Source organism: Macrococcus sp. S115 (assembly GCF_030067655.1).
GTDB lineage: Bacteria > Bacillota > Bacilli > Staphylococcales > Staphylococcaceae > Macrococcoides > Macrococcoides psychrotolerans.
This window is the reverse complement of the sequence record NZ_JASJES010000003.1, coordinates 94105-120479: the sequence shown is the minus strand read 5'-3', so window position 1 is coordinate 120479 and position 26375 is coordinate 94105. Positions and strand designations below refer to the sequence as shown.

Sequence of the window (26375 nt, the reverse complement as noted above, 5' to 3'; positions counted from 1 at the left end):
TCAAATCAATAATGGTTTGATAATACAGTATATCGCAAAAAATCAAAACTGATACTATATAAGTATATTTGACAAAAAAATCTCCCTTAACGGGAGATTTTAGTTGATTGGTGAGCCACCGGTAATACCATAAACTTGTCCGGTAATATAGCTTGCATTGTCACTTGCAAGTAAAACATAAACATCTGCGAGCTCTACGGGTTGCCCTGCTCTACCAAGCGGTTCTTTTTTACCGAATTCTGGGATATTATCCTGTGGTTGACCTCCACTTATTTGAAGTGGTGTCCACACTGGCCCAGGCGCTACACTGTTCACTCGAATGCCTTTAGGTCCAAGTTGCGCTGCCAAACTCTTTGTCATAGATATGCTACAGCTTTTCGTCATAGCATAATCAACAAGATGTGCACTTGGTTTTACACCTTGAATTGAGCTTGTCATGATAATGCTGGCACCAGGTCTTAAATGTTTTAATACACTTTGAATTGTAAATATATTTGAGAAAACGTTCACTTCAAACGTATCTCGTACTTGCTGTTCATCTAATTGCTCAATATCATATTCGAACTGCTGCATACCTGCATTTAATACTAGTATATCTAATCCGCCTAATGCTTCATATGCTTTAATTGCTACTTCACGCGCAAATGTTGCCTCGCGTAAGTCACCGGGCAATAACACACACTTTCTGCCTACAGCTTCAATGACACGCTTTACATCTTCTGCGTCTTTTTGTTCATCTGGATGATAGTTGATTGCGACATCTGCACCTTCTTTAGCATAAGCAATTGCAGCTGCTCTACCAATACCTGAGTCTCCTCCGGTAACGAATGCTTTCTTGTCAGTAAGCTTATCTGTCCCTTTATATGAATGTTCGCCACAATCTGGTACCGGCTTCATTTCACTCTGAATACCTGGGTATGCTTGTGGTTGCTTTTCATAAGACGTATTATAATATTTATTTAATGGATTTGACATAGTATGACCTCCTTGATTTGTATAATTACCTATACCCTATCGTTGCTTGTTTAATTATCCAGGGTATAAAACTATACATCAAAGAGATAGAGAAAGTACCAGATTATTTATCAATCTGGTACTCTTTATGAGAGCTTAATAGTAATTATTGTCCCTTTATCTAATTCACTCTCCACTTCTATTTCAAAGTCATGTAGATCAGCAATTTCTTTTACAATTGCCATCCCAAGACCATTAGACGGTGCTTTATCTTCATGTACTTCAGCTTTATAAAATCTTTCAAACAATAATTCCTTAGTTTTATCAGACATACCGTAACCTTCATCTGAAATCTTTATGTATTTGTACGTTCCCTCTCCTAATTCAAACTTAATTTGAGTATCTTCAGGGCTGTATTTAATCGCATTAGAAAGTAGGTTGCTTATCATTTGATAACATAAATCTCGATGACCAAGTATTTCAATATCTTTAAGTTTCGTTGTAACAAAAATTTCTTTTTGATCAAGAGCATACATATGATTACGTATAACTTCCTGAATGAGTGTTTTTCCATTGAAATGTTCTTTGTCGATTATAGTATCAGTCTTCTCAAGAGAAGCGAGCATCAGCAATTGTTTCGTTAGTCCACTTAAACGTTGTGACTGGTGTTCAATGTCATCTAACAAACTAAAGTCTTTCGTTTGTCTGAGTTGTTTAATTTGTCCAAGTAAATTAGTTATAGGTGATTGAATTTCATGACTGACATTTGCAACAAAACGTTGATTCATTTCTTCGTGATGCAGTATTTTAGCACTCATTATGTTCATCTCATGTGCTAATACACCGATTTCATCCTTACGTTTTACTTGCGTCTGATAACCACTCTGATCTCCAATTTTGCGGGCTGCTTCCTTTAGCTGAACAACAGGACGCACGATATATTTAGATGAAATAAATACAAATAAGATGGAAAATACAATAATACATAGAAACAGTATTGCAAGAAAAATTCTAAATTCATGCATACTCGCTCCGACATCTGGTCTAATGTAAACATCATATATTTCATTATTAACTTTCATCGGCATACCGACTGTATTTCTAGTCTCATTATCAAAGAATCCCGTAATAAATACATTAAATGGCCGTTCTTTAATTCCATGATACGTTTCCGTTAACGGGCTATTATCCGGTAAATTTTTCACTCTAAACGGTGTACCATAGAAAGCTTTCTTACCATCCTTGACTGTTACTACTTGAAAATTTAAATTTGCGAGTTGTGTGAAAAATGCTTCCGGTTTTATTTCTGGATGTGATTCGATATATTTCTTCTGTGTTATTAAAGTGTTCGTTATACGTGTGTCGTTCTGTTCTTTTAGCGTTAAGTGATAATAAATGTTTGCGATGATAAACGAAAGTAATGAGCTGACGAGAATGACATGGAATGTACCAATTATAAATCGGGTAGACAGTCTTTTAAACATGATGCACCTTATACCCTACACCGCGTACAGTCTGAATTTCTACACCACTGTCAAATGCACCTAACCTTTTACGAATACGTTTCACATGTACATCTACTGTTCGTTCATCTCCATCAAAGTCATATCCCCATATCTCTTCTATAAGCTGTTCTCTCGTTGCAACTTTCGGATAATGTCTGACTAAATAATATAGAAGTTCAAATTCTTTTCTTGGAAGATATAAAGACTCGTCTTCCATCATCACTTCATAACTTTCTGCATCGATTATCAGCTCGCCGAATTCAATCTTCTCTACCGCCTTCTCATAACGCTTTAATATTGCTTGTGCTCTAAAGATAACTTCCTCTATCTCAAACGGCTTAGTAACATAATCATCACTTCCTGCTTGAAACGCAATCCTCTTATCCCCCAATGCATCTCGTGCAGTAAGCATTATAACAGGCAGTTGATAGAGCTGTTTAATTTGCTCGCACAGCTGGAATCCGTCAATACCTGGCATCATAATATCGACGATACATAAATCGATACTTTCATTATCCAGCAGATTAATCGCTTCATCACTGTTCCTAGCCTCATACACTTGAAAATCATGGTGCAAAAAACCTTCTTTAACTTCGCGACGAATAGCCATTTCATCATCTACAACTAATATATTATTTTGCACAATATGTCCTCCGTTCATATTCCGTTCATATTCAACCTTTAATATATGTATTACAAACAAAGCGAAAGGTTGATCATTATGAACTTAGCACTAAAAGAAATTAAATATTATAAAGTGAAATACTTGCTGATTGCAGCAATTATCTTCTTACTCTCATTCTTAGTATTATTTGTATCTAGTTTAGCACAAGGACTTGGAAAAGATAACGTATCATTCATCGAACAAATCGATGCAAGTCATTATGTAATATCTAAAGATGCAGATAACAATCTAATGAATACACCTTTGTCTAAACATGACCAAAAAGTATTAGAAGATAAAAATATACCGTTACTTAAGTTACAACCGGTAAAGGCACAAAAAAACGAAAAGTTTCTATTAGCAACAGTAACTGAAGACTATATGAAGCTACCTGCTGACAACACAGTTAATCTTGATTCACATGCTTCAAAGACATTTAAAGAAAACGATACTTTAAAACTTAAAGATCAAGACAAACAACTAAAAATTTCAGAATTCACACGTCACCAAATGTTTGCACATATGCCTGTCGGACTCGTTTCACAGGAAACTTATAACAACTACTTCAAAGAGGCCCCCGTAAATGCCGGTATTATCAAATCAATGTCAAAGTCTGATATGAATCAGCTTAATGATGACTTAAAAGATGCAAAACTGATTACACCTGATACAGCGATGAAAGGAATACCAAGTTATGAAGCAGAACAAATGCCGTTAAACTTAATGGTTATCTTCTTATTCTTAATCTCAGCAATCGTGATTACTGTATTCTTCTATGTCATCACAATTCAAAAAACAACAGAGTACGGTATCTTAAAAGCCATTGGCACAAGTAATAGAAAGCTTATCTTCAAACTTATGCAGGAAGTTATCGTTGTTGTAATGGTTAGTGTGCTCATAAGCATCGGCGTTATTTATATCATCAACATGAATTTACCGGCAACAATGCCGTTTTTCCTGAATCCTAACCTTATTTTCTTACTTATCGGTTTATTCTTAGTGGTCGCATTAATCGGTGTAATGCTTTCAATATATAAAGTACTAAAAATTGATCCAATTCAAGCAATCGGAGGAGAATAATTATGATAGACGTAAAACATATATCTAAATCCTTTAAACAAGGAGATACTACAACTGAAGTACTAAAAGATATTAACTTTACAGTAAATGATGGGGAAGTTGTATGCTTGTACGGACCCTCTGGTTCTGGTAAAAGTACACTACTTACGATTATCGGTGCACTCCTTCAACCCACGAGCGGTGAAGTAATTATCAATGATAAATCGTTATCACACTTATCAAAAACCGAAATTACAAAGATGCGCCTTGATGATATTGGATTTATCTTTCAGGCCTCTCATCTTGTCCCCTTCCTTACTGTGAAAGAACAACTCTTACATGTGGCATTAGAAAATGGTATAGATAAAAAAGAAGCGATGAAAAAAGCAGATGATTTGCTCGAAACATTTGGGTTATCACATCGTGCGAAAGTTTACCCTAAGAGCTTATCAGGCGGAGAGAAACAACGTGTCGCGATTGCACGTGCGTTTATGAACCATCCTTCTCTCATCTTAGCAGATGAACCGACAGCGAGTTTAGATTTTGAACGTGCTGTACAAGTTGTTGAAGTCATCAGAGAACGTGTGAAAGAGAATAACAGTTCATGTATTATTATTACACATGACGAACGTATCTTTAAATATGCAGATCATATATTAAGATTAGAAGGCGGAAAATTAGTAAAAGAAAGATAAAGTATAAGGGTGAAATTGGCATGGCGCCAAATTCACCCTCTTTTTCTTGCTCGAAATTGGCACGGTGCCAAATTTACGCTTAATGTGTCACTTCAGAATGAGCAATACCTGTCACAGACTTTACTTCAACTTCTCTAAACTTATCTTCAGATTCCGCTTTACCTAAATACGTTCCTAAGAACGCTCCGATAAATCCTGCAGGTACAGATATGATTGCAGGGTTTGCTAACGGAAATATAGGATTCGCTGTAATAAATGCTGTTCCATCAGGATTCATAACATTCGGGCTCAATATTACTAAAATCAAAGAAGTAATCAATCCTGTCAGTAATCCTGCAATCGCACCTTGAGTATTAAACCTCTTCCAGAAAATCGTAAATACAATTACCGGTAAGTTTGCACTTGCTGCCACACAAAAAGCAAGTGATACTAGAAAGGCAACATTCATATTTTGAGCAAACAAGGCAAGTAATATCGATAATACGGATACAGCTAAAGAAGCAATTTTTGCTGCTTTCATCTGTTCACGTTCTGATATATTACCTTTCTTAATAATTTCGCCATAAATATCATGTGCAAAAGCAGAAGCACCTGATAATACAAGTCCTGCAACTACTGCAAGAATTGTAGCAAACGCAACAGCACATACAAATGACATCAAGATATCTCCACCTAGCTTATCCGCAAGAAGGGGTGCCGCCATATTTCCTGCAGGGTTTGCTGATATGATTTCTTCACGTGTTAGTAAGCTTGCTGCGCCAAACCCTAAAAATATTGTAAGGATATAAAAAATACCAATAAGCCATGTTGCCCACATAACCGAAGATCGTGCGGTCTTTGCGTCATTTACCGTGAAGAAACGCATGAGAATATGCGGTAATCCTGCTGTACCAAATAATAAAGCAACGATTAAAGAGATATTATCTAATGGCGATTTCCCTTGTGACCCCGGATTAATATAGTCACTCTTAAGTTCAGGTGCATCAATGGACTTCATCGCACCAAACATGTTGGCGATACTAAAGTTAAAGTGCTTTAATACAAGGAAAGAAATAATAATCGTTCCAATCATTAATAAAACTGCTTTGACCATTTGAACCCAGCTCGTTGCTGTCATGCCACCAAATAGTACATAAATTGTCATCATAATTCCAACGATAATAACCGCCCATGTATAAGGTATATTGAATAAGAGCTGAATCAGTGCACCAGCACCTACAAGCTGTGCAAGCATATAGAAAATAACAATCGTAATCGATGATATTGCAGCCGTTGCACGTACTTTCTTCAGTTCAAATCGAGCAGCAATCATGTCTGCTAGTGTATACTTCCCTAAGTTTCTTAAAGGTTCTGCAACGATATATAATACGATTAAATATGCCGTTAAATATCCGATACTATAGAAAAATCCATCAAATCCCCATAATGCAATAGCTCCAGCGATCCCTAAAAATGAGGCTGCTGAAAGATAATCTCCTGCAATGGCCAGCCCATTTTGCCAGCCTGTCAGTCCTCCTCCTGCTGTGTAGAAATCTTCAGCAGAATTTGTTCTTTTTGAAGCAAAGTAAGTAATAATTAATGTTAAACTCACAAAAAACAAAAACATAATAATTACAGTTGTATTCATAGCTCATTCCCCTTTCGATATTCATTGATAATTGCTTCTGATTGAATATCAAAGTGTTTCGCTCTAGACATGTAGAGTGTTACAAGCGTCCACACCATAATAAATAGCATAAATGCATAGATCCATGCCCAGGAAATATTCCAGAATGCTTCTTTATTCAGAAATTTCGTATAGCCTGTAAGAATTGGAAATAAAATTGTCGCTACAATAAAAAATAATGAGATTGGAAATATAAAAGATTTACGTTCTTTCTGCAATTTCTTGAAACTTTCACTTTGTGCAATCATATTATACTCATGTTGTTCCATCTACTCATCCCCTTATACATTGTGTAATTATGCACCCTATTTCATTCTATTTATTTGTCAGAATATTGTCAATATTTAATTAATAAATTTATGCATAAAAAGAAAGGAGTATAAATACTCCTTCCCTTCTCTAACTACTCTTCAATCTTCTCTTCTTTTAAACGTTTCGGATAATCTTCTAACCAGAATTTCGCATTCGGTAACTCAATTGGATTCGGTTTATAAATCGCATATTTACCAGAACCTTTCTCTTTCTTCTGCATCTCAAAGTCTTTTAGCGCACGTATTGCAGGTTTGTGTAAAATCCAGATCGCAATAATGTTACACCATGCCATAAGTCCTACACCTAAATCACCCATCGCCCAGGCAACGTCTGCTGTTTTTATTGCACCATAGAATGTTGCACCAACAATAATTAAACGTGTGACGTTAATTAAAAACTTATTTAAAGATACACTACCATTTTTCGTCAAATAAGATACATTGGTTTCTGCTATATATGCATATGCTAATATGGTCGTAAATGCAAAGAAGAACAGTGCAATAGCAACAAAATATGAACCAATACCCGAATATGCCGGATCAAATTGATAACCACTTCCATGGAATGCTTTATCAATACCCGCTTGAACATACATTGCTGTTCCAGAGTAGTCCTTCTCTCCATCAGCATTTAGTGCATATACACCGCCATCTTTAATTAAGTTCGGCATATCACCCTTCATCGAGCCGTCCGTTGTATTGAATGTACCTGATAATAAAATAATTAATGCTGTTGCTGTACATACAAACAGCGTATCAACATATACCGAGAAAGCTTGAACTAAACCTTGTTTAGCAGGGTGTGATACTTCTGCTGCTGCCGCCGGATGAGGCCCTGTACCTTGACCAGCTTCATTAGAATAAAGTCCACGTTTAACACCGATTTCAATCATTGCACCAAGTATCCCACCAAACGCTGATTCCATATTGAATGCTGACTTGAATATTAATGCAAATAAACCAGGGACTTTATCAATATTAAGAACAATAATAACAACCGCTAATAAAATATATAAGATTGCCATAAAAGGGACTACTGCAGTCGCTACAGATGCAATCCAGCGAACTCCTCCAAAAATAATTAATGCTAAAACCACTACAAGCGCTATACCGATAATCCATCCTTCGAATCCAAAAGCATTCTTCATAGAACTTGCAATGGCGTTAGATTGAATACCAGGTAATAATAATGCTGTTGATACTATTGCCAGTATTGCGAATAATATCGCATAACCTTTCGCAAATCCGCCTTTCATTCCTGCTTCAATATAATATGCGGGACCCCCTCGATACTCACCGTTAATCTCTCTCTTATAAATTTGAGCTAGTGTAGATTCGATGAATGCTGAACTCGCACCCAAAAATGCAGTCATCCACATCCAGAATACAGCTCCCGGGCCACCGATATAAATTGCTGTTGAAACACCGACTATATTACCCGTCCCTACACGTCCAGCAAGCGATAAAGCAATTGCCTGGAAACTAGAAATTCCTGTAGGTGACTTCTCCCCTTGAAACATCAGTCGGATCATCTCTTTTAGATGCCTGACTTGAAAGAACTTCATTATTAATGAAAATGAAATCCCTGTAATTAACAAGCCGTAGACTAATGGTTTACTCCATACAATCTCGTTTAAAAAGCTTATAATCCCTTCCATACATCCAACCCCTTAAATATAATAGTGAAGTGATACACTTATTAATTATATATTCACTAAAGACGTATGGCAATGTATTTATAGATTATTCTGAAAATTTAATTTATGTATTCCCTTTTTAACTTCTCTATATCCTTTTTCCAGAAAAATCGTTCTTTCTTTGATTGGTAAGCAACCTCAATCAGACTATTCGTCATCCACATCGAAAACAACGGATAAGGAACTCCCATCTCAATAATGTCGTCAATCGTTACAAATTCCCTTTCCATATTTAACCTCTTTCTATGCATAAAGTACTAATCTTAAGGGTAATTATAATATATAAAGATAATGGAGGCGATAATATGAATCAAAAAGAAATCTATGATAAGTTATTTGAACTGATTGAAAAGAATGATATTGCAATGATGACAACCATTCAAGATAATAAACTCGTTTCACGACCAATGAGTTATCAAGATGTAGATGCGAATGGGGATATTTGGTTTATGTCAACACGCACTGAAAAAACTGAAGAAATTGAGCAAGATAATCGTGTGAACTTATCATTCGCTAATAAAGGATATGTATCAATCTCAGGAAATGCCTTTATCGTAAATGACAACGACAAGATTAAAGAATACTGGAGTAAAGGAATAGAAGCTTTCTTAAAAACAAATCCTGAAGATCCAAATGTCGTGCTTATTAAAGTAGTTCCAGAAACTGCTGAATACTGGGCAACAGATGAATCAGTGAAAACTGTTGTTGAAGGCATTAAATCACTTTTTTCCAAAGAAAAAGGTAGTAGAGAAAACAGTTCATTGAATGAATCACTTAATCTTAAATAATATGTAAACACAGTAGATTGCTCTACTGTGTTTTTTAAATTCAAAATTAAAAAGACCTCACGTAGAGGTCTTGAATTTATGGTTGTCTATCCCAATGTCTTTGTTTTACTAATGCATCAAGATAATTGTTTGCAGAGGCATCAATTTCAATGATACCTGGCTCATCTTTTTTCACAGATGTTGCATCGATTGCTGCTTCAGCTTGTTTACTAAAACCAATTGTCTTAAAGTGGCGATTTGCTGCTTCAATATAGTCTTTCGCTGGTGGCAAGAGGGGTACTTTTGCATCCAGTACGATAATACCGTCAAAGAATGTAGAGTGCACTGTATCAAATGTTTCAGATACTTTAAATGCTCCAATTGTCATTGCTTTCTCAGCAACAAGTTTAAAATTAACCTTGTTATCGCTTAAGTTTTGCACGATGTCTTTAATCTCTGCTTCTTTTGAACTTGCAGTAACCATAATAGCGACAGATAATGTGTCTAACTTCTTAATTGTGTTTTCCATGCTAAGTGCCGGTGATTTCTTATCTGATTTCACTTCTTCATCTGTTGTAGGGGCTTGAACGCCAATTTTATCTGCAATTTGAGTCGCTAAGTCTTTATCGACTTTATTAATATTGGCAATTGCATTTTCTTTAACGAAATCATGCTTACATTTACCTAATTCAAAAGCAAATCCATCTCTTAGATGCTCTTTTTCAGGCTGCGTTAAGCTATTATAGTATAACTTTGCTTGTGAGTAGTGATCTTTAAAACTTTCACTTCTGGCACGCACTTTATGTGCATCAATCTTCTCATGGTAAGATTCAAATCCACCTTCTTCAACGGGTGTCGTATGGGGATTATTATTATTGATTGCATTCTTATGGTAGGATGTTTGTCCTTTATGCACAAATGATTGGTGCATACCATCACGTTGATTATTCGCAAACGGGCATACAGGTCTGTTGATAGGAATTTGGTGGAAGTTTGGTCCACCTAAACGAGATAACTGTGTATCAGTATATGAGAATAATCGCCCTTGTAATAATGGATCGTTACTAAAGTCAATTCCCGGTACAAGATGTCCTGGATGGAATGCAACTTGCTCTGTTTCTGCAAAGACATTATCTACATTGCGATTTAAAGTCATTTTACCCACACGTTTAACTGGCACTTCTTCTTCTGGCCATAATTTCGTTGGATCTAATATATCGAAATCAAACTTAAATTCCTCTTCTTCTGAAATAATTTGTAGTCCTAATTCCCATTCTGGATAGTCACCTTTTTCGATTGATTCATATAAATCTTCACGGTTAAAGTCAGAGTTTTTCCCCGCGATAATTTGCGCTTCATCCCATACTAAAGAATGTGTGCCGAGTAGAGGTTTCCAATGAAATTTCACAAAGTGTGACTTTCCTTCTTTATTGATTAAACGGAATGTATGCACACCGAACCCTTCCATTGTACGGAAGCTCTTCGGAAGGCCTCTATCACTCATCGTCCACATCGTCATATGTGTTGACTCGGGGTTTTGTGCAAAGAAATCCCAAAACGTGTCGTGAGCTGTTCCACCTTGAGGAATTTCATTATGTGGTTCTGGTTTTATTGCGTGTACTAAGTCCGGGAATTTGATTGCATCCTGAATAAAGAATACAGGAATATTGTTACCTACTAAATCATAATTACCTTCTTCAGTATAGAATTTAGTCGCAAATCCGCGTGCATCACGTACTGTATCATTTGATCCTTTAGAACCTTGCACTGTCGAAAAACGTACAAATACAGGTGTCTTTTTAGATGTATCTGTTAAAAATTTCGCTTTAGTATAATTACTTAAATCTTCATATACTTCAAATTCTCCATGTGCACCATAGCCACGAGCATGTACAATTCTTTCAGGAATTCTTTCATGGTCAAAATGCGTCATTTTTTCTCTGAAATGGAAGTCCTCTAATAAGGTTGGTCCACGTTCTCCAGCTTTAAGCGAGAATTCATCTTCTGCCATCTTTAATCCTTGGTTTGTCGTAAGTGCAGTATCTTCTGAGTGGTCTCTACGAAATGCTTCTAATTGCTCATCTTTTTTATTAGTCATTATCGTTCCCCCTATAAGTTTTTATACATTTGACAATTCCCTATTTAATGCATTCAAAACATTAAGGAATACTAATATTAAGCAAAATAATGCACAAAAATATTCTCTGAAATGAAATTTCAGAGAATAAACCAATAAAAAACTATTTAAGAAGCTGGTTACCTTATGTCTAGCGGTCGTGCCAAGAAGAAACGAAACGTTATATCATCGTTCAACTTACATAAAGAAATGGCTAAGCATTTACTGCACCAATTGATTGATAATCACCAATAATATGACCAGTGGAATAACATATCGCAGTAATATGATCCATACATTAAACAGTTTATTCTGATATGGCTTCTGGACGAAGTATGCTTTCATTATCTTTTTATCTAATACGTAACCTGAGAACAACGTATAGCATAATACACCAATTGGTAACATGATATTGGATACAAGGAAGTCCATATTATCAAAGAATGTTCCTTTTAGGAACTTCATGTCACTTATCGGTCCAAATGATAGTGCGCATGGAATACTTACAATGAAGATACCTAAAATAATCACAAGAACAGACTTCAGACGTTTCGTATTATCATTCTTTGTCATATTTGAAACATTGATTTCTACAAGATTGATGGATGACGTAATTGTTGCAAAGAAAAATAGCAATAAAAAAATTAAATAGAACATCGAACCAAATGGTAGCTGATTAAAGACATAAGGTAACACGATAAAGAGTAAACCTGGGCCTTGTGCATTATCTATGCCCAAAGATGCCGTGGCTGGAAATATCGCCAATCCCGCTAATAACGTTACTAAAATGTTAAGTAATACAATATATCCTCCTGCTTGCACAAGATCAGTTCCTTTTTTCATATAAGAAGCATAAGTCAACATCCCCCCAAACCCTACAGATAAAGAGAAGAACGATTGTCCTAACGCAAATAAAACGGCTTCTTGATCTAGTTTATTAAAGTCTGGATTTAAAAAGAATGATACACCTTCCATCGCATTTGGTAATGTTATTGATCGAATGATCATAATGAGAAACATTACAAATAACATCGGCATCATAAACTTAGAGACACGTTCAATACCATTTTGCACCCCTTTAATAACAATAATGCCCGTTAATGCCAGGAACAAAATAACCCCTGCAATTGTATTCAATGGATTTGATATGATACTACCAAATAACACTGTATAATCTTTGGTCGCATCTCCAGTAAAAATCACTTTTATCGTACGAATAATATATATTAAGATGAAGCCGCCGATAACGCTGTAAAAACTCATTAATAAAAATACCCCGATATTACCAAGATAGCCGATTAAATCATACTTCTTCTTACCAGATAACTTACTAAATGCTCGTGTACTATAAGTCTCCCCAGCGACGCCCATCACAAATTCACTCATTAATATTGGTAATCCAATAAATAAAGTGAAAATGATAAACAAAATAAGGAATGCTGCTCCTCCATTATCAGCCATCACATAAGGGAATTTCCACATCGCCCCCAACCCTATCGCTGAACCTGCACTTGCTAGTATAAAACCTAATTTTGATGTGAAACCTGATTGCCTCTCCATATAAATCCCTCCTAAAATAAATATAAAAATAAAAAAGAGACCGTGTGTACACACGATCTCTTAAGTATAGAGACCGCTCATACATCGGCCTCTTAAGCGAATGCTAAGGAAGCCGTCATAGATACTTATACCTATGACGGTTATAAGTATCAGGACAGCTGCCACCAATTATTTAACTGTAGCTTTGTGTTTGTCATAATACTAACTCCTTTAGCGTTGAATTGATTTAATATTATCAGATTTCATTTTTTATGTCAATTTATTTTCTGAAAATTCTGTGCGATATTTATAATCAAGTTAGCCACCTGAGATGGAAGTAAATCAAACAATTTTATCAAAATTTCTTCTAAACAGTGGCTGTTACACCACCGTCAATGACAAATTCTGAGCCTGTTGAATATCTTGCTTCATCTGATGCCAAGAATATGATCATATTTGAAACTTCTTCAGCTTGCGCTACACGACGCATTGGAATCATTTGTTTAAATTTATCCACCGCTTCTTTTACGCCAGGTTGTTCAAGCATCGGTGTATGAATAACACCAGGGTGCACAGAGTTTACTGTAATATTAAACGGTGATAATTCTCTTGCTGCTGCCTTTGTCATACCTCTTACCGCAAACTTCGTATCTGTATATCCAATTGCGCCGCCGGCAAGACCATTCATAGATGATATATTAATAATCGCACCTGAATTTTGAGCTTTCATAGTTGCGGTTACTGACTTAATACCTAAGAACACAGAAACTTGATTAATATTTACAATCTTCATATAGTCATCTAAAGTAATTTCTTCAATTTTCATATTATATGTAATACCAGCATTATTAACAAGCACATCAATCTTACCCCAATATTCAAGTGTCGTCTGTACAACATTTTCCCAATCTGATTCACTTACAACATTATGTTTGATAAACAATGCATCTGAGCCTAATGTCACTGCTACAGCTTGCCCCTTTTCCTCATTTATATCTGTAATCACTACTTTAGCGCCTTCTGCAATTGCACGCTCTGCATGCACTTTCCCCATACCCTGAGCTGCACCCGTAATAATAATTACTTTGTCTTTTAAACGTTCCATTTTATTTCCTCCTTACAATGTTTTGATTGATGCTACATGATTTAATAATTTTTCCTGAATCTGTTTCATTTGTTTAAGTTCTTCTTCAGATAATATATCATATACTGCATTACGTACTTGCTTTCCAACACTTTCTGCTTCTTCCAACACTTTCAAACCTGTTTCAGTTATATTGAGCATTACGACACGTCTGTCACCTGAATGATTAATACGCACGACATATTCCATTTCTACAAGCTTGTTTGTCATTGTCGTAATTGCACCATATGTAAAACCTAATGCTTTTGCAATGTCTGAAGGCTTTGCATGACCATTTCGCTTAATATATTCGAGTAATATTACTTGGGAAATGTTAAGTTTATGGTCAAAGTGCTTTAAAAATAACGATATCATCTTATAGCTAAGTTGATTCCCATCATGAACAAGTCTGAAGAAGTTAGATTCTTCCATATATACACCTCTATATCATTAATTTATTATTAAATAATTTAACACTAAACTATTTAATAGTAAATTAAAATACTCAAAAATAAAGATACTTGCCCACCTCTTACGTTAATTACATCTACTCCTTGTTACTGCACGCTTACCTCTCATACCTGATTGGTAAATCATATATATTTTCTGTGCCTTTGTAATTCTCAATGTAATTTAGTGGCACATTCTTTGCGCCTTTAATGTAACCTATCTTAAATTCACCTGGTATTCATGGATATTTATAAAACAATCGGAAATAAAGATGAGAATATTAAACAAAATGAACAACTCCTCAATCTCTACAACAAAGACAAACAATAACCGAAGCATACATTATGTACTCCGACTATAAATTCAACCATTTTTAATTAGCTAATTATTTCGTACGCGCAACAAATTCATAAAATCTTCTACATTGTCTAAGTTTTGGTTACACTTCACAGTATTGTGACAAATACAATCCCCTTTCTTCGTGTAAGTCTCATCACTCTTATTATGTTTCGTTTTATTTAAAACTAGCACAACATCTAATTCCGCATTACATATATTACAGAACCCTTTCACTTTATTCGTTGAAATTTCACTATAAATATCTTCAAACTGATCCGTTTTATTTTTATATACAATATATTTTCTATTCGTCGATACATCATTACATTCAAGGCAAGATGTTTCTTCAGCATAATCGCATTGATATCAAGAGTTTTTTGTTTCTTCATTTTACTAAATAGTTTACTTAATTATGCTGGTGTCGGCATTTCAAAGTCTTGAACATGCACTTTAACAGTTTCTAATAAATAATCTGCGTTCTTCTTCGTAAACTATACATCGTCAATTGATTGAATGAACAGATTGGCATCTATTCTATACGATTGAAATATATCTTCTATTTCAGGTATTGATTATATTCAAATAGCAACAAATGATTATAAATTTCACAACAGATTATTTATAAACTTATAGGAATATGAAAGTGCGTTCTCCAAACAAAATAAATAGAGGCCTATTACTTTAGGCCTCGTTAAAAGATGTTATACAGAGTTTCATATTATGATCTCAATAGCAAACATACCAAGGAAACCCTCATAGATGCTTACCCATTTTTATAATCACTGTAATGAAACCAGTTTTCACTAGAGATATCAAACGATAAAAATCTATTATATTAATTTAGCTTCTTCTAATAATTCTTCAATGAATGTACCAGATGCTTTCTTCAATAAGCGTTTTTCTACCAATCTTTCATAGAATGGCATATCAATTTCATCTAGTTTCTTGCCATCATTCAGTACAGATAACGCATGTAATAAAATTCTCACATCGTATACTGAAGCGAATACTTCAGGCACTCCACGGTCTACTTCTAGAAGTTTATACACCGCTTCCATAGCAGTTCTTACTGAATATTCTGTTGTAAATACGGTATCTCTTTCTGTTTCTGCAAAGTTACCTATAAATGCAATATTCTTTGAACCATGTGGTACTACTAAAGGACGGTCTCCTTCTTTACGTGGCATAAAGTAAGCAGTAATGTACGGCATATAGCTTGGAATTGTATTACATTCTGCTGCTAGTGCTGAAATTTCTTCTTCAGGAACACCCATATGATAAAGCCATTCTTCACAAATTTCTTTACCAGAACACTCAACAATTGTTTTATTCGTACGTTCTCCACGTTCATCTGAATAAAGTGCGTAAATCCACACACTCACTTGATCATCCGGTTGATTTTTAAACTGCTGTTGTCGGTTTAACGTAAAGCTTAACTGCCACTTTGAATCATCTACAGTAACGATACCACCAGTTACTGTACGGCCTGATAATGGATCACGTTTACAAATTTTTTGAATATAATCTATAACTTTTTTATTATTTGTTGTTGCTGTAGCAGAAACGAACCAACTTTTCTCTGGTAAATCTTTATAGAATTTAGACGGATTACCGAACTCATCACATTGTGCACTTAAATTTTCCCATAATTGCCATGCACCTCCAGGTTTTGTTGTAGGTGGGGCAGGTGTATCGTTATCTCCATAAGTAGTACTTTCAGTGATGCTGCCATTTGTTACAAATACTAAATCATTTTCTGTTAAAGGAATTGATTCTTCATTACCTTTACGCACGATGTCTATTGCCTTTGCAACTTTTGACTCTTTTGAACATTCAACTTGTATATTCTTAACGGTTACACCATATTCAAATGTTACATTGTTCGCTTTAAGATGCTCGATCAAAGGCATAACAAGTGATTCAAATTGATTGAACTTCGTAAATTTTAGAGCTGAAAAGTCTGCAAGTCCACCAATATGATGGATAAAACGCATTAAATATCGACGCATCTCCATAGCAGAATGCCAAGGTTCGAATGCAAACATCGTTTTCCAGTAAATCCAGAAATTTGAGTCTAAGAAGTCTTTACTGAAGACATCAGATATCTTCACATCATTCAGCTGTTCTTCTTTCATTAAGCAAAGCTCGACGATTTCTTTATTCGCTTTTTTTGTTAGAGTCATTTTTCCATCTGATTCTAGGCGTTGTCCACGATTTTCTATTACGCGGCACTTCGAATAGTTTGGATCTTCTTTATTTAACCAGTAGAATTCATCAAGGACAGAAGCATCTTCGACTTCCAATGATGGCACCGAACGGAATAAATCCCATAAACATTCAAAATGATTCTCCATTTCACGACCGCCACGCATTATATAGCCACGTTCAGGATTCAATATTCCATCCAAACTTCCTCCAGGAAGATCAAGCTCTTCTAATATATGGATATTTTCACCTTTCATTCGCCCGTCTCGTATTAAAAAACTCGCTGCTGCTAATGACGCTATACCAGAACCAACTAAGTATGCAGACTTATTATCTACCCCTTCTGGCTTTTTCGGACTTGCAAATGCTTCATAGTTTCCATTACTATAATACATAAATACCACTCCATTCGATATATATAATTTAAAGTTGCATGCTTGCTTTATATTCATTACTCTATCGCATTATTTTTCATATTCAGAGAATTTTATAAATAGTTTTGTCACTTATGTGACATTATGTATAAATATGTCTCAAAAGAAGGTGTACATATGGATAAAAAAGACTTAAGAGTTATCAAGACTGAACAGGCGTTACGGAATGCACTACTTGAATTAGGAAATGCTAAAGATTTTGATTCCATCACCATTAACGAAATTTGTGAAAAGGCATTAGTCAGACGTTCTACATTTTATCGTCATTACGAAGATAAATATGATTTTTATCAATGTACAATCATTCATCTCCTCAACATTTATAATGAAAAAAATGATGTACATTACAATCACTATCATCCTGAAAAATTTTATGCTGCTATGATTCACGATGTATTATTATTTTTAGACCAAAATAAATCGCTTGCAAAATCTGTAATATGCAGTGAAATCTATGGTGTCATCTCAATGATTATTTATAAACAACTTTATTTAATTATTGAATCTCATTTAAATCGTGAGATGGAAAACGGCTATGTTTTTAACCAAGACATCAATCTGCTTGCAGAGTTTTCCGCTGGGGGTATAATGCGCATTATATTTAACTGGTTACAAGCAGGCGGCAACAATGTCGATCACCTGTCTAGTTCACTAGAAGAAATGTTAAACCAATTCTGGAGCAAAATGAGATTTCAAAAGTAAAATAAAGAACTAGGAAGTATTCTCCTAGTTCTTTAATCGATATAAATTAATTTGTAATCTCTTTAATAAATGTCTCTATATTTTCTGAGCTTTCATAATGCTCTATTGTCATTGGATCAAAATGGATAAATGGTCCATTTTCAATATTAATATACTCTCCATCTTCTGATCCAATGCCTCCGAAATAGTAAGAAGTATCTCGTGCATCATAATATGTCGCTAACTCCTTTTTCAAAGTTTCACGTGAATTAACTGCTTGTCTAATTTCTGTATTTTCATAAATGTAAACGCCAACCTTTGATGTTCCATTCACAAGCCCTTGAGTCGTATTAATATGAGCAATTTCGTTCCATACAACATAGATCGTGTCCTCCCCTGTAAAAGCATAGCGAGTAAATGGATAGATACTTCCACCAAACTTAACTTCGTAATAGGCAGGAATTTCGTCATATAATAACACCGTGTTCCCGTATTTATCCATTTTTATGAAAGGAACCGAGGCGATCCATTGCTCAATATCTGATTCCTTGTCAAACACACCAACCACTTGCCTATAACTTTGTTCCGTTATTTCTAATAGATACAATGTACTTCACCTCAAGTGCATTATTTTTTATAATCGTATGCAACTTCTTCAAGTTGTTCATCGTACTCAATATATAAATCATGACCATCAAAAAACCATAAATCTGGCTCATTCACATAATATACTATGCCATCTGCAGTAATAGCTGTCACTGCTTTATCATCATCTGCATCTATAGTAAAAGCTAGCGAGTAATTCTCCTGAACTTTACTGGATCCATAGATTTTACTGTAAAATCTAACTTTGTCACCTGATCCTAGTCCTACTTCTTCTTTGAACCATTGATTAGCTTTGTCCGTTATATATATATTCATAATTATTCTCCTATCTATTGTTTATTGCAAATATTTTACAACTTTATCATTCAAGATAATCTTTAAACGATTCATACGAAACTGCGAACAATAGAAATCAAATCGATCATCTATTTTCCAGCATATAAATAGTATAATAAACATATCACATATAAAGAAATTAGTGGAACAATATGAAAAACAAGCCCGAATGACGATGTAAATGTTCACCATTTACTAGCATCATTCGGGCTTTATTTATTGTGGTGTTTCAAATGTGACAATATTACCTAGTTCAATATTGTTCTGACCAGCAAGCTTACTTGACAATTACCAATTTGACCTGTGAAGATGTCCTATATCTACTCATCCACTTTGTGAAAATAACTGTAATTCCATGCTTATTTTGATTGATAGACACTAATCTAAGGGCATCTATCAACGTTAAACATTATTTTCTAAAAGAATCAAATAATGTAACCATATTTAAACCAAAGTACTTACCTGCCGCGCTTAATGATTTTACTCCATGACCTGCTTTTAGGTGGTTATACATTGCACCTAACATAATAACATTGATTAGCATTGCACCGATTCTTGCAAATTTTTTATTAAATACAGATAACATCAAGAAGATTGAACCGATTAATTCAAAGTATCCTGCGACTTTCATCATACTCGGAGATAGGTTGAATCCTTCTTTGAATTGCTGAGCCATCGCCTCATCATTTTTCACTTTCGGTAAACTACTTTTGAGAATGTCTTTTGCTACGTATCCATTTACAATATGTTTATGCATTTTATTGCCTCCTAAATTTAATATATTAAATATACTATAATATATTTAATATATCTATAGTCCATTAGACTGATTTTTCATTTTTGGGATAGCGTAAAGATAATACTAATCCAAATAATGAAAGTATGAACATGCTTATATAAGTAATATTCATTTGTATTCCCGATTGTACTGACAAATTCATTATCGTAATAAATATTGCAGTTCCGATAGCATCCGCTACAACAGGCAGAAAGAAACCATTAATTTTCAGTCTCATTGTCCATATTGCACTCATGCTGGTGAACGGCGCAGTACCAGTCTTCACACTTACAGGTTTCGGACTTATCTTGAATGCAAAGATTACTGCATATCATCAATTTTAAAAAATAATTTAAATAATCAAACAATTTAAGCATTTGCCGTGAGTAATGAAAGCAATATAGGTACAATATAATTATTCATGCACATATGACATACATAACAATATGAACAGGAGCGATGCACAATGAAATTAATCATGTTTGGGACGAGAGAAGACGAAAAAAAGGCGGCATTAAGCTGGGCCGAGAAGAACAATGTAGAAATTACCTTTAATCCTAGTCCGTTAACTTTAGAGAACGTACATTTATTAGAAGAATACGACGGACTATCAACAAGTCAGACAGCACCATTTGAAGATGATATTTATGAAAAAATTGCAGCTCAAGGTATAAAGCAAGTTGCCCAGCGTTCTGCTGGCTTCGACATGTTCAATCTTGAGAAAGCAACTGCACACAACCTAATCATATCGAACGTTCCTAGTTATTCTCCAAATGCAATTGCAGAATATGCTGTAACTGCAGCCATGAACATTATTAGAAATACTGAAAAGATTCAAAATAAAGTAAAGCAACATGATTTTACCTGGAACAAATCCATCATCAGTAAAGAAATCCGTTCAATGACTGTTGCCATTATTGGGACTGGACGAATCGGTACGATTGCAGCTCAAATATTTAATGGCTTTGGTGCCAAAGTCATCGGCTATGATCTAGCTCCAAATGAAAAAGCAGAAGCATTCTTAACATATACAGACTCACTTGAAGAAGCAATTGGAAATGCAGATTTAATTTCAATACATATGCCACTTACAAAGGAAAATACGTATATGTTTGATAAGTCTTTATTTGCAAAAATGAAAGATGGTGTATTCATTGTCAATACTGCACGAGGAAAGATTGTAAACACTAAAGACTTGCTGGATGCATTAAATTCAGGAAAAGTAGCTGCTGCTGCCTTAGATACTTATGAAAATGAAGCACCTTATTTCCCGAAAGACTTTAGCGATAAATCAGTAGAAGATGACGTACTGCTAGAACTCATACAGCGTGAAGATGTTCTCATCTCTCAGCATATCGCTTTTTATACAGAAACTGCCGTAATGAACTTAGTAGAAGGTGGTCTTGATTCTGCAAAACAAGTCATTGAAACAGGTAGCTGTGATAATCGAGTAAATTAAAAGGAGGCGTATCCCTAGAATGTCATTAGCTCATACACAGAGCGCCATTAAATTTTAATTCTATACGTACTACCGAATTTTTATTCATTAAAATATTAATAAAAGGGTATAAGTATATAAAATACAATTTTAAAAGGGAGTGCTGTTATGACTAAAATATTAATGACTGGTGGAACCGGCCTTGTCGGAAACGCTTTACAACAAAAGTTTTCTTCTGAAGATGAAGTGTATATCCTTACACGTTCGGATAAAGAAAACCATGACAATATTACATATATCAATTGGGACAAAGAAAATTATGAGCAGAATATTCCTGATGTCGATCTCGTCATCAACTTAGCAGGAGCTTCTCTTAATCAACGATGGACGAAAGAACACAAAGAAGCGATACAAATCAGCAGAATCGAGTCTACAAAGAAATTGTTGCCTATCATCGATAACATGCAAAGTGTACCTCTACTCATTTCTGCAAGTGCGGTGGGTTATTATCCACCTTCAATTGAAGCAGTATATTCTGAACAAGATACGATTTCACCCTTTGATTTCTTATCTGAAACCGTGCATCTATGGGAAAAAGAGGCCAAAAAAATAGAGCAAAATGGAGCTGATGTTGCTTATGTACGTTTCGGCGTAATATTCTCCGACAAAGGCGGTGCACTACCGCTTATGATTAAGCCTTATCAATTATTTGCAGGGGGACCTATAGGTAAAGGTACACAACCTTACTCATGGATTCACCTGGATGATTTAGTCGATGCAATACTTTATATATATAAACATCGTTTGACAGGTATATATAATTTAACTGCACCCTACCCTGTAACGCAGCAGCAGCTTGGAAAAGTGATTGCTGAGACGATTCATCGTCCACATTATTTTGTTACCCCAACTAAATTAATCGAGCTTCTATTAGGCGAACAGTCGATCATGGTGACAAAAGGTCAAAGAGTATTACCAGAAAAATTATTAGCTGATGGTTTTAAATTTTCATATCCTAATGTCAAAATTGCACTATCAGATCTATTGAGGCAGTCATGAATAAGGAATCACGCAAACAAGTAGAACAATTATGGAAGCAAGAGAAATATAAAGTAATGTATTATAGTCAAAGACAATATCTATTGATTCGTCAAGAACTAAATAATGGATTAGATGAACCTCAGGTATTAGAGGACATTATTGAAGAGACTTACAATATGCAGCCGAGTGAAGGTTCAATGCGTAATAGCTTTGAACATATGTGGGGGTATTTTAAAAAGATTGCTGCCGAAGAGGAAAAAGCATATTTTTTCAGCCTTCTCACTGATGTTTCACGTAACGATAGAGACATTAAAAGCTATTTATTGTTACTGGCAACTCGGTATCGTGTCTCATACTTATTACAAAGTTCTATTCTTAAGGAAGCGGCTTAACGTTTCACATTTCTTCTTTAATCTATAGAGTTATTAATTATGCTCCTTATAAAGCTTTCACTTTTAAGTGTCTACTTTATAAGGAGTATATTAATAAATTGCCTTTTCAAGTGTGACAATACTTTTTGCCTATAAGGTATTTATTCCATTTTAAGCTTTTAAATAATCAAGCACAGCTACACCGACTGATTTTGCAGCTATCAGTAGTGCACTTTCATCGATATTAAATTTTGGATGATGATGAGGATAAACTTCACCATTTACGGGTGCTGCTCCAACATAAATAAATGCGGATGGCCGTTCTTTTGCGTAATACGCAAAATCTTCACTAGAAGGCTGTGGCTCTGTTAACTCTATAGGGATATCCTGCAAGTGGGTTCTAATACTTCTGGCTACCGCTTCAGTGAGTTCTGGATCATTGTATAGTGCAGGATAATCATCTAAGTAATCTAAATGACACTGCACACCATACATGACTTCTAGTCCATATGTAATTCTTTTGATTTCTGCTTCTATCTTCTTCTTTGTAGTATCCGTCAGTCCTCTGACATCGCCTTGTATCAATACACTATCCTTGATGACATTAAACTGTCCTTGTCCTTCGAACGAGCCAATGGTCACAACCCCCGTTTCAAACGGACTCAATCTTCTTGATACAATTGTTTGTAACGCATTAACATAGTAACTTGCAGCAACAATCGCATCATTCGCTGTATGTGGCGAAGAGCCATGGCCGCCACGCCCTTGAATTGTGAGTTTAAAGGCTGCACTGCCTGTTTGTGTATACCCTGGACGATAATATACTTTACCCGCTTCTAAATCTGAAATGACGTGTAGGCCAATCATATGGTCTATCTCATCAAGTATATTGTCATTAATCATCGCTAACGCACCACCAGGCGGAACTTCTTCTGCTGGTTGATGAATAATAACAATCTTGCCTTTCAATGTATCTTTAAGTTCATATAATGTTTCTGCTAGTACTAATAAATATGCCGTATGGGCATCGTGGCCACATGCATGCATTACGCCGGGATTATTCGAAGCGAAAGGCAGCCCAGTTTCTTCTTGAATGGCGAGTGCATCAAAGTCTGCCCGAATACCAATCGTTCGTCCCGGAATTCCACTATCAATCGTTACCTTTATACCTAAACCACCAATATTTGTTTCAACTGAAACATCCATATCTTCATAAAAATTTGTAATATATTCCGCTGTATTATCTTCTTTATATGAAAGCTCTGGATTTTCGTGCAAATATCTTCTGATTTCTATCATTCTTTGTTCTTTATGTTCGAGCTTTTCGATTAAACGCGCATGCATAAGACTCTCTCCTTCATTCACGACATTACACCATTACTTGCCAATAACCTTTTCAGGATAAACGACAAATTCTAAATCTTTTCCGTCATCCATAATTAAGTGACCTTCTCCAATCAAGTTATCCGACTTTGGTCCTAAATATGATTTGATAATATGGTTGTTAAATTTAAACTCATCAAGTACAGGTTTCATATCTGAACTAAATCTTATACCATTTTTTCGTACATCTGCTTTATACCCTTCACCCTCTGGTATTAAATAAATAAATGTTCTATAAGTCGCATCACTTCTTTCACCAGAAAATGAACTTAAAATGACGAGTGGGAGTTCCTTCTCCTCTACAACAATGCTTGTAGTAGCACTGGAAGCAATTTGTTTGTTGTCTAATTGAGCAAGATGACGATTCAATTCATCGGTATCTTTATAATGCTTACCTTCAATTTTCTTAATATCTGCTTTACTCAATTCAGGGTATTGATAATTCCATTGCCACAAAATAATAATCGCTGCTGTGATTACAATTAGGGTTATAAAACTTATTAGCTTTTTTTGGTTGTTCATATGCATCCACTCCTTTAACATTAGTTTACACTATCATTCCCTTATTTTAGAAATATATTTTAAATCATATTATTATACGTAATATTATAAATACGTTATGCTTTTAATATTAAAAAATTGTGGAGGTTTATAATGATTAGACATGCAACTCAGAATGACTTACCGAAAATATTGGACATTTATAATCATGCCATTTTAAATACAACAGCAATATATACTTATGAAAAAACGAGTTTGCTGGAACGTAAACAATGGTTAATGGAAAAAGAAAAGCAAGGGTATCCAGTGTTTATCTTTGAAATTGATGGTCGTGTAGCTGGTTTTGCTACTTATGGTCCTTTCAGAAACTTTGCAGCTTATCAATTTACCGTAGAACACTCTGTATATGTCTCACCTTATTTCAGACATATGGGTATCGGAGAAAAACTGCTGAGTCATATTATCGATAGTGCACGCAGCGAAGGTTACAAAACAATGGTAGCGGGTATCGATTCAGAAAATAAAGGTAGCATTTATCTACACAAAAAATTTAATTTTAAATATACAGGCACTTTAAAGGACGTTGGTTATAAGTTTAATAAATGGCTTGATCTTGATTTCTATCAGTTACTCTTGAAATAAATAATAAACTAGCAAGGAGATTTCACATGAAACAGATTCATACATATGATGAATTACAAACCTTTTTACAAAACAACGAAAAGGCACTTGTATACGTCATGACTACTGGTTGTTCAGTATGTCATGCAGATTATCCAAAAGTTAAGGCTCTTGCAACAGATATAAATATACCGTCTGTATATCTACTCGCAGACGAAGTTCCAGAAGCTGCGGGCCAGCTCAGTTTATTTTCTTCACCTGTCGTCATTTTATTTAATCATGAGAAAGAGTACCATCGACAAGCTCGTATTATCGATTTTGATATGCTAAAGCTACGTATCAATCAACTACTTCAAGAATATTAATTACCTTTACTCCATCTATCATTGAACCTGAACGATGCAGAAATAATATTTTCTGCATCGCTCAGGTTATTTAATAGCGTATATGCCCTTCTTATAATCGTACTCTATTCTACCTGGAACGCCACTTCTATACTATCGTCTACAAAAGAATGTCTGATACTATCTGCAAATGGGTTATCAAGTGGTGTGCCTACATAAATATGCACTTTATTCTCACCTATTTTTATACTGTCCTTAATCGGTTGCATCCCATCATATGTTTTTATTCTAATATCAGCAAGCTCTAGTTTATACTTCCCATTTTCCGGTACAACAAAAGCAAACCCTGAGTATGTCTGCTTATTTTCTTTGTATGAAACTTGTATAACATAAAATGGTGTCTTCCATTTTTTATTCGGCGTATAGATTGCGGATACAAGATCATCACTTTTAATCACATCGTTCACCAATGCCTTTTGCGCTTCTTCCATAGAATTGTAGGTGCCTTTTTCTATCGCCTTAATTTCTTTCGTCTTCACTTCATGTTGCGCTGTATCCTGCGGTAATTTCTGCCATACAATCAGTGAAAATAAAATAGTTGCTAGTAAACATCCAAACACCAATACTTTCTGGTGGTTATTCATATAGATTCCCCCTAACATTTAACATCTCTTAATACCATTATATCGAAAAACAAGAGATAAAGTAAGCGTTTTCAAATATGTTTGAGGAATAAAAATTTGTATGTAGT

General features: G+C 35.0%; 27 protein-coding genes. 9 read left to right on the top strand and 18 right to left on the bottom strand.

Annotated elements, in window-relative coordinates:
- Nucleotides 1-99 precede the first annotated feature (99 nt).
- The 3 genes from QNJ52_RS05690 to QNJ52_RS05680 form a co-directional block, all read right to left on the bottom strand.
- Nucleotides 100-975, bottom strand: a complete 876-nt coding sequence (locus tag QNJ52_RS05690) for an SDR family oxidoreductase (protein ID WP_219493530.1) — start codon at nt 973-975, stop codon at nt 100-102.
- A gap of 125 nt (nt 976-1100) precedes the next feature.
- Nucleotides 1101-2438, bottom strand: coding sequence for a sensor histidine kinase (locus QNJ52_RS05685; RefSeq protein ID WP_219493529.1), 1338 nt, complete (start codon nt 2436-2438; stop codon nt 1101-1103).
- The gene (locus QNJ52_RS05680; RefSeq protein WP_219493528.1) at nt 2431-3102 is read right to left on the bottom strand and encodes a response regulator transcription factor; all 672 of its coding nucleotides are present in this window, start codon (nt 3100-3102) and stop codon (nt 2431-2433) included. Before QNJ52_RS05680 ends, QNJ52_RS05685 begins: the two co-directional genes overlap by 8 nt.
- Before the next feature lie 78 nt (nt 3103-3180).
- Between QNJ52_RS05680 and QNJ52_RS05675 the strand changes: the two genes are divergently transcribed.
- Together QNJ52_RS05675 and QNJ52_RS05670 are read left to right on the top strand one after the other, a co-directional pair.
- Complete coding sequence (locus tag QNJ52_RS05675) at nt 3181-4203, top strand: FtsX-like permease family protein (protein ID WP_219493527.1); 1023 nt, start codon at nt 3181-3183, stop codon at nt 4201-4203.
- Nucleotides 4204-4205: 2 nt separating this feature from the next.
- The gene (locus tag QNJ52_RS05670; protein WP_481817291.1) at nt 4206-4877 is read left to right on the top strand and encodes an ABC transporter ATP-binding protein; all 672 of its coding nucleotides are present in this window, start codon (nt 4206-4208) and stop codon (nt 4875-4877) included.
- Between the two features lie 79 nt (nt 4878-4956).
- Here the strand turns inward: QNJ52_RS05670 and QNJ52_RS05665 are convergent, their stop codons facing one another.
- From QNJ52_RS05665 to QNJ52_RS05650, 4 genes are all read right to left on the bottom strand, one after another.
- Entirely contained in the window at nt 4957-6504 is a 1548-nt protein-coding gene (locus tag QNJ52_RS05665) for a solute symporter family protein (protein WP_219493526.1), read from the bottom strand.
- The gene (locus QNJ52_RS05660; protein ID WP_086037847.1) at nt 6501-6812 is read right to left on the bottom strand and encodes a DUF485 domain-containing protein; all 312 of its coding nucleotides are present in this window, start codon (nt 6810-6812) and stop codon (nt 6501-6503) included. Before QNJ52_RS05660 ends, QNJ52_RS05665 begins: the two co-directional genes overlap by 4 nt.
- 134 nt (nt 6813-6946) lie before the next feature.
- Entirely contained in the window at nt 6947-8512 is a 1566-nt protein-coding gene (locus QNJ52_RS05655) for an alanine/glycine:cation symporter family protein (protein ID WP_283722066.1), read from the bottom strand.
- Nucleotides 8513-8610: 98 nt separating this feature from the next.
- Complete coding sequence (locus QNJ52_RS05650; RefSeq protein ID WP_219493524.1) at nt 8611-8781, bottom strand: hypothetical protein; 171 nt, start codon at nt 8779-8781, stop codon at nt 8611-8613.
- A 75-nt stretch (nt 8782-8856) separates the two neighbouring features.
- Here QNJ52_RS05650 and QNJ52_RS05645 point away from each other — a divergent pair, with 75 nt between their 5' ends.
- Nucleotides 8857-9339: a pyridoxamine 5'-phosphate oxidase family protein gene (locus QNJ52_RS05645; RefSeq protein WP_219493522.1), complete on the top strand. Its 483-nt coding sequence runs from the start codon at nt 8857-8859 to the stop codon at nt 9337-9339.
- A 76-nt stretch (nt 9340-9415) separates the two neighbouring features.
- Here the strand turns inward: QNJ52_RS05645 and QNJ52_RS05640 are convergent, their stop codons facing one another.
- From QNJ52_RS05640 to QNJ52_RS05620, 5 genes are all read right to left on the bottom strand, one after another.
- Nucleotides 9416-11416: a catalase gene (locus QNJ52_RS05640; RefSeq protein WP_283722065.1), complete on the bottom strand. Its 2001-nt coding sequence runs from the start codon at nt 11414-11416 to the stop codon at nt 9416-9418.
- A gap of 240 nt (nt 11417-11656) precedes the next feature.
- Nucleotides 11657-12994 carry a sodium-dependent transporter gene (locus tag QNJ52_RS05635; RefSeq protein WP_219493519.1) on the bottom strand — a complete coding sequence of 446 codons (1338 nt, stop codon included), beginning with the start codon at nt 12992-12994 and terminating at the stop codon, nt 11657-11659.
- A 346-nt stretch (nt 12995-13340) separates the two neighbouring features.
- The gene (locus QNJ52_RS05630) at nt 13341-14078 is read right to left on the bottom strand and encodes an SDR family NAD(P)-dependent oxidoreductase (RefSeq protein WP_219493516.1); all 738 of its coding nucleotides are present in this window, start codon (nt 14076-14078) and stop codon (nt 13341-13343) included.
- 12 nt (nt 14079-14090) lie between these two features.
- Nucleotides 14091-14528 (bottom strand): MarR family winged helix-turn-helix transcriptional regulator, encoded by a 438-nt coding sequence (locus QNJ52_RS05625; RefSeq protein WP_219493515.1) that lies wholly within the window; start codon nt 14526-14528, stop codon nt 14091-14093.
- A gap of 1187 nt (nt 14529-15715) precedes the next feature.
- Nucleotides 15716-17485, bottom strand: coding sequence for an oleate hydratase (locus QNJ52_RS05620; RefSeq protein WP_219493514.1), 1770 nt, complete (start codon nt 17483-17485; stop codon nt 15716-15718).
- A gap of 156 nt (nt 17486-17641) precedes the next feature.
- On the opposite strand from QNJ52_RS05620, the gene QNJ52_RS05615 reads away from it, so the two are divergent.
- Nucleotides 17642-18226 carry a TetR/AcrR family transcriptional regulator gene (locus tag QNJ52_RS05615; RefSeq protein ID WP_219493512.1) on the top strand — a complete coding sequence of 195 codons (585 nt, stop codon included), beginning with the start codon at nt 17642-17644 and terminating at the stop codon, nt 18224-18226.
- Between the two features lie 46 nt (nt 18227-18272).
- On the opposite strand, the gene QNJ52_RS05610 is transcribed toward QNJ52_RS05615, so the two are convergent.
- The 3 genes from QNJ52_RS05610 to QNJ52_RS05600 all read right to left on the bottom strand — a co-directional run bounded on the left by QNJ52_RS05610 (nt 18273) and on the right by QNJ52_RS05600 (nt 19904).
- Nucleotides 18273-18812: a hypothetical protein gene (locus QNJ52_RS05610; RefSeq protein ID WP_283722064.1), complete on the bottom strand. Its 540-nt coding sequence runs from the start codon at nt 18810-18812 to the stop codon at nt 18273-18275.
- 20 nt (nt 18813-18832) lie between these two features.
- Nucleotides 18833-19126, bottom strand: a complete 294-nt coding sequence (locus QNJ52_RS05605) for a HesB/YadR/YfhF family protein (protein ID WP_219493508.1) — start codon at nt 19124-19126, stop codon at nt 18833-18835.
- 430 nt (nt 19127-19556) lie between these two features.
- On the bottom strand, nt 19557-19904 hold the full coding sequence (locus tag QNJ52_RS05600) for a DoxX family protein (RefSeq protein ID WP_219493506.1): 348 nt from the start codon (nt 19902-19904) through the stop codon (nt 19557-19559).
- A 487-nt stretch (nt 19905-20391) separates the two neighbouring features.
- On the opposite strand from QNJ52_RS05600, the gene QNJ52_RS05595 reads away from it, so the two are divergent.
- The 3 genes from QNJ52_RS05595 (at nt 20392) to QNJ52_RS05585 (ending at nt 22796) form a co-directional block, all read left to right on the top strand.
- Nucleotides 20392-21384 carry a D-2-hydroxyacid dehydrogenase gene (locus tag QNJ52_RS05595; RefSeq protein ID WP_283722063.1) on the top strand — a complete coding sequence of 331 codons (993 nt, stop codon included), beginning with the start codon at nt 20392-20394 and terminating at the stop codon, nt 21382-21384.
- Between the two features lie 147 nt (nt 21385-21531).
- Complete coding sequence (locus QNJ52_RS05590; protein ID WP_283722062.1) at nt 21532-22422, top strand: TIGR01777 family oxidoreductase; 891 nt, start codon at nt 21532-21534, stop codon at nt 22420-22422.
- Complete coding sequence (locus QNJ52_RS05585) at nt 22419-22796, top strand: DUF1722 domain-containing protein (protein ID WP_283722061.1); 378 nt, start codon at nt 22419-22421, stop codon at nt 22794-22796. The genes QNJ52_RS05590 and QNJ52_RS05585 overlap by 4 nt, the downstream gene beginning before the upstream one ends.
- 150 nt (nt 22797-22946) lie before the next feature.
- On the opposite strand, the gene QNJ52_RS05580 is transcribed toward QNJ52_RS05585, so the two are convergent.
- Together QNJ52_RS05580 and QNJ52_RS05575 are read right to left on the bottom strand one after the other, a co-directional pair.
- Nucleotides 22947-24119 carry an amidohydrolase gene (locus QNJ52_RS05580; protein WP_283722060.1) on the bottom strand — a complete coding sequence of 391 codons (1173 nt, stop codon included), beginning with the start codon at nt 24117-24119 and terminating at the stop codon, nt 22947-22949.
- Nucleotides 24120-24152: 33 nt separating this feature from the next.
- A complete protein-coding gene (locus QNJ52_RS05575; RefSeq protein WP_283722059.1) occupies nt 24153-24680 on the bottom strand; it encodes a hypothetical protein in 528 nt (175 codons plus the stop codon).
- Between the two features lie 132 nt (nt 24681-24812).
- On the opposite strand from QNJ52_RS05575, the gene QNJ52_RS05570 reads away from it, so the two are divergent.
- Together QNJ52_RS05570 and QNJ52_RS05565 are read left to right on the top strand one after the other, a co-directional pair.
- Nucleotides 24813-25301 carry a GNAT family N-acetyltransferase gene (locus QNJ52_RS05570; RefSeq protein WP_219493497.1) on the top strand — a complete coding sequence of 163 codons (489 nt, stop codon included), beginning with the start codon at nt 24813-24815 and terminating at the stop codon, nt 25299-25301.
- Between the two features lie 26 nt (nt 25302-25327).
- A complete protein-coding gene (locus QNJ52_RS05565) occupies nt 25328-25645 on the top strand; it encodes a thioredoxin family protein (protein WP_283722058.1) in 318 nt (105 codons plus the stop codon).
- A gap of 104 nt (nt 25646-25749) precedes the next feature.
- Here the strand turns inward: QNJ52_RS05565 and QNJ52_RS05560 are convergent, their stop codons facing one another.
- Nucleotides 25750-26268: a hypothetical protein gene (locus QNJ52_RS05560; protein ID WP_283722057.1), complete on the bottom strand. Its 519-nt coding sequence runs from the start codon at nt 26266-26268 to the stop codon at nt 25750-25752.
- Nucleotides 26269-26375 lie beyond the last annotated feature (107 nt).

Coding starts and splice junctions, on each gene's coding strand:
- QNJ52_RS05690 (WP_219493530.1), bottom strand. CDS start 975: ATGTCAAATCCATTAAATAAATATTATAATACGTCTTATGAAAAGCAA.
- QNJ52_RS05685 (WP_219493529.1), bottom strand. CDS start 2,438: ATGTTTAAAAGACTGTCTACCCGATTTATAATTGGTACATTCCATGTC.
- QNJ52_RS05675 (WP_219493527.1), top strand. CDS start 3,181: ATGAACTTAGCACTAAAAGAAATTAAATATTATAAAGTGAAATACTTG.
- QNJ52_RS05670 (WP_481817291.1), top strand. CDS start 4,206: ATGATAGACGTAAAACATATATCTAAATCCTTTAAACAAGGAGATACT.
- QNJ52_RS05665 (WP_219493526.1), bottom strand. CDS start 6,504: ATGAATACAACTGTAATTATTATGTTTTTGTTTTTTGTGAGTTTAACA.
- QNJ52_RS05660 (WP_086037847.1), bottom strand. CDS start 6,812: ATGGAACAACATGAGTATAATATGATTGCACAAAGTGAAAGTTTCAAG.
- QNJ52_RS05655 (WP_283722066.1), bottom strand. CDS start 8,512: ATGGAAGGGATTATAAGCTTTTTAAACGAGATTGTATGGAGTAAACCA.
- QNJ52_RS05650 (WP_219493524.1), bottom strand. CDS start 8,781: ATGGAAAGGGAATTTGTAACGATTGACGACATTATTGAGATGGGAGTT.
- QNJ52_RS05645 (WP_219493522.1), top strand. CDS start 8,857: ATGAATCAAAAAGAAATCTATGATAAGTTATTTGAACTGATTGAAAAG.
- QNJ52_RS05640 (WP_283722065.1), bottom strand. CDS start 11,416: ATGACTAATAAAAAAGATGAGCAATTAGAAGCATTTCGTAGAGACCAC.
- QNJ52_RS05635 (WP_219493519.1), bottom strand. CDS start 12,994: ATGGAGAGGCAATCAGGTTTCACATCAAAATTAGGTTTTATACTAGCA.
- QNJ52_RS05630 (WP_219493516.1), bottom strand. CDS start 14,078: ATGGAACGTTTAAAAGACAAAGTAATTATTATTACGGGTGCAGCTCAG.
- QNJ52_RS05625 (WP_219493515.1), bottom strand. CDS start 14,528: ATGGAAGAATCTAACTTCTTCAGACTTGTTCATGATGGGAATCAACTT.
- QNJ52_RS05620 (WP_219493514.1), bottom strand. CDS start 17,485: ATGTATTATAGTAATGGAAACTATGAAGCATTTGCAAGTCCGAAAAAG.
- QNJ52_RS05615 (WP_219493512.1), top strand. CDS start 17,642: ATGGATAAAAAAGACTTAAGAGTTATCAAGACTGAACAGGCGTTACGG.
- QNJ52_RS05605 (WP_219493508.1), bottom strand. CDS start 19,126: ATGAATATATATATAACGGACAAAGCTAATCAATGGTTCAAAGAAGAA.
- QNJ52_RS05600 (WP_219493506.1), bottom strand. CDS start 19,904: ATGCATAAACATATTGTAAATGGATACGTAGCAAAAGACATTCTCAAA.
- QNJ52_RS05595 (WP_283722063.1), top strand. CDS start 20,392: ATGAAATTAATCATGTTTGGGACGAGAGAAGACGAAAAAAAGGCGGCA.
- QNJ52_RS05590 (WP_283722062.1), top strand. CDS start 21,532: ATGACTAAAATATTAATGACTGGTGGAACCGGCCTTGTCGGAAACGCT.
- QNJ52_RS05585 (WP_283722061.1), top strand. CDS start 22,419: ATGAATAAGGAATCACGCAAACAAGTAGAACAATTATGGAAGCAAGAG.
- QNJ52_RS05580 (WP_283722060.1), bottom strand. CDS start 24,119: ATGCATGCGCGTTTAATCGAAAAGCTCGAACATAAAGAACAAAGAATG.
- QNJ52_RS05575 (WP_283722059.1), bottom strand. CDS start 24,680: ATGAACAACCAAAAAAAGCTAATAAGTTTTATAACCCTAATTGTAATC.
- QNJ52_RS05570 (WP_219493497.1), top strand. CDS start 24,813: ATGATTAGACATGCAACTCAGAATGACTTACCGAAAATATTGGACATT.
- QNJ52_RS05565 (WP_283722058.1), top strand. CDS start 25,328: ATGAAACAGATTCATACATATGATGAATTACAAACCTTTTTACAAAAC.
- QNJ52_RS05560 (WP_283722057.1), bottom strand. CDS start 26,268: ATGAATAACCACCAGAAAGTATTGGTGTTTGGATGTTTACTAGCAACT.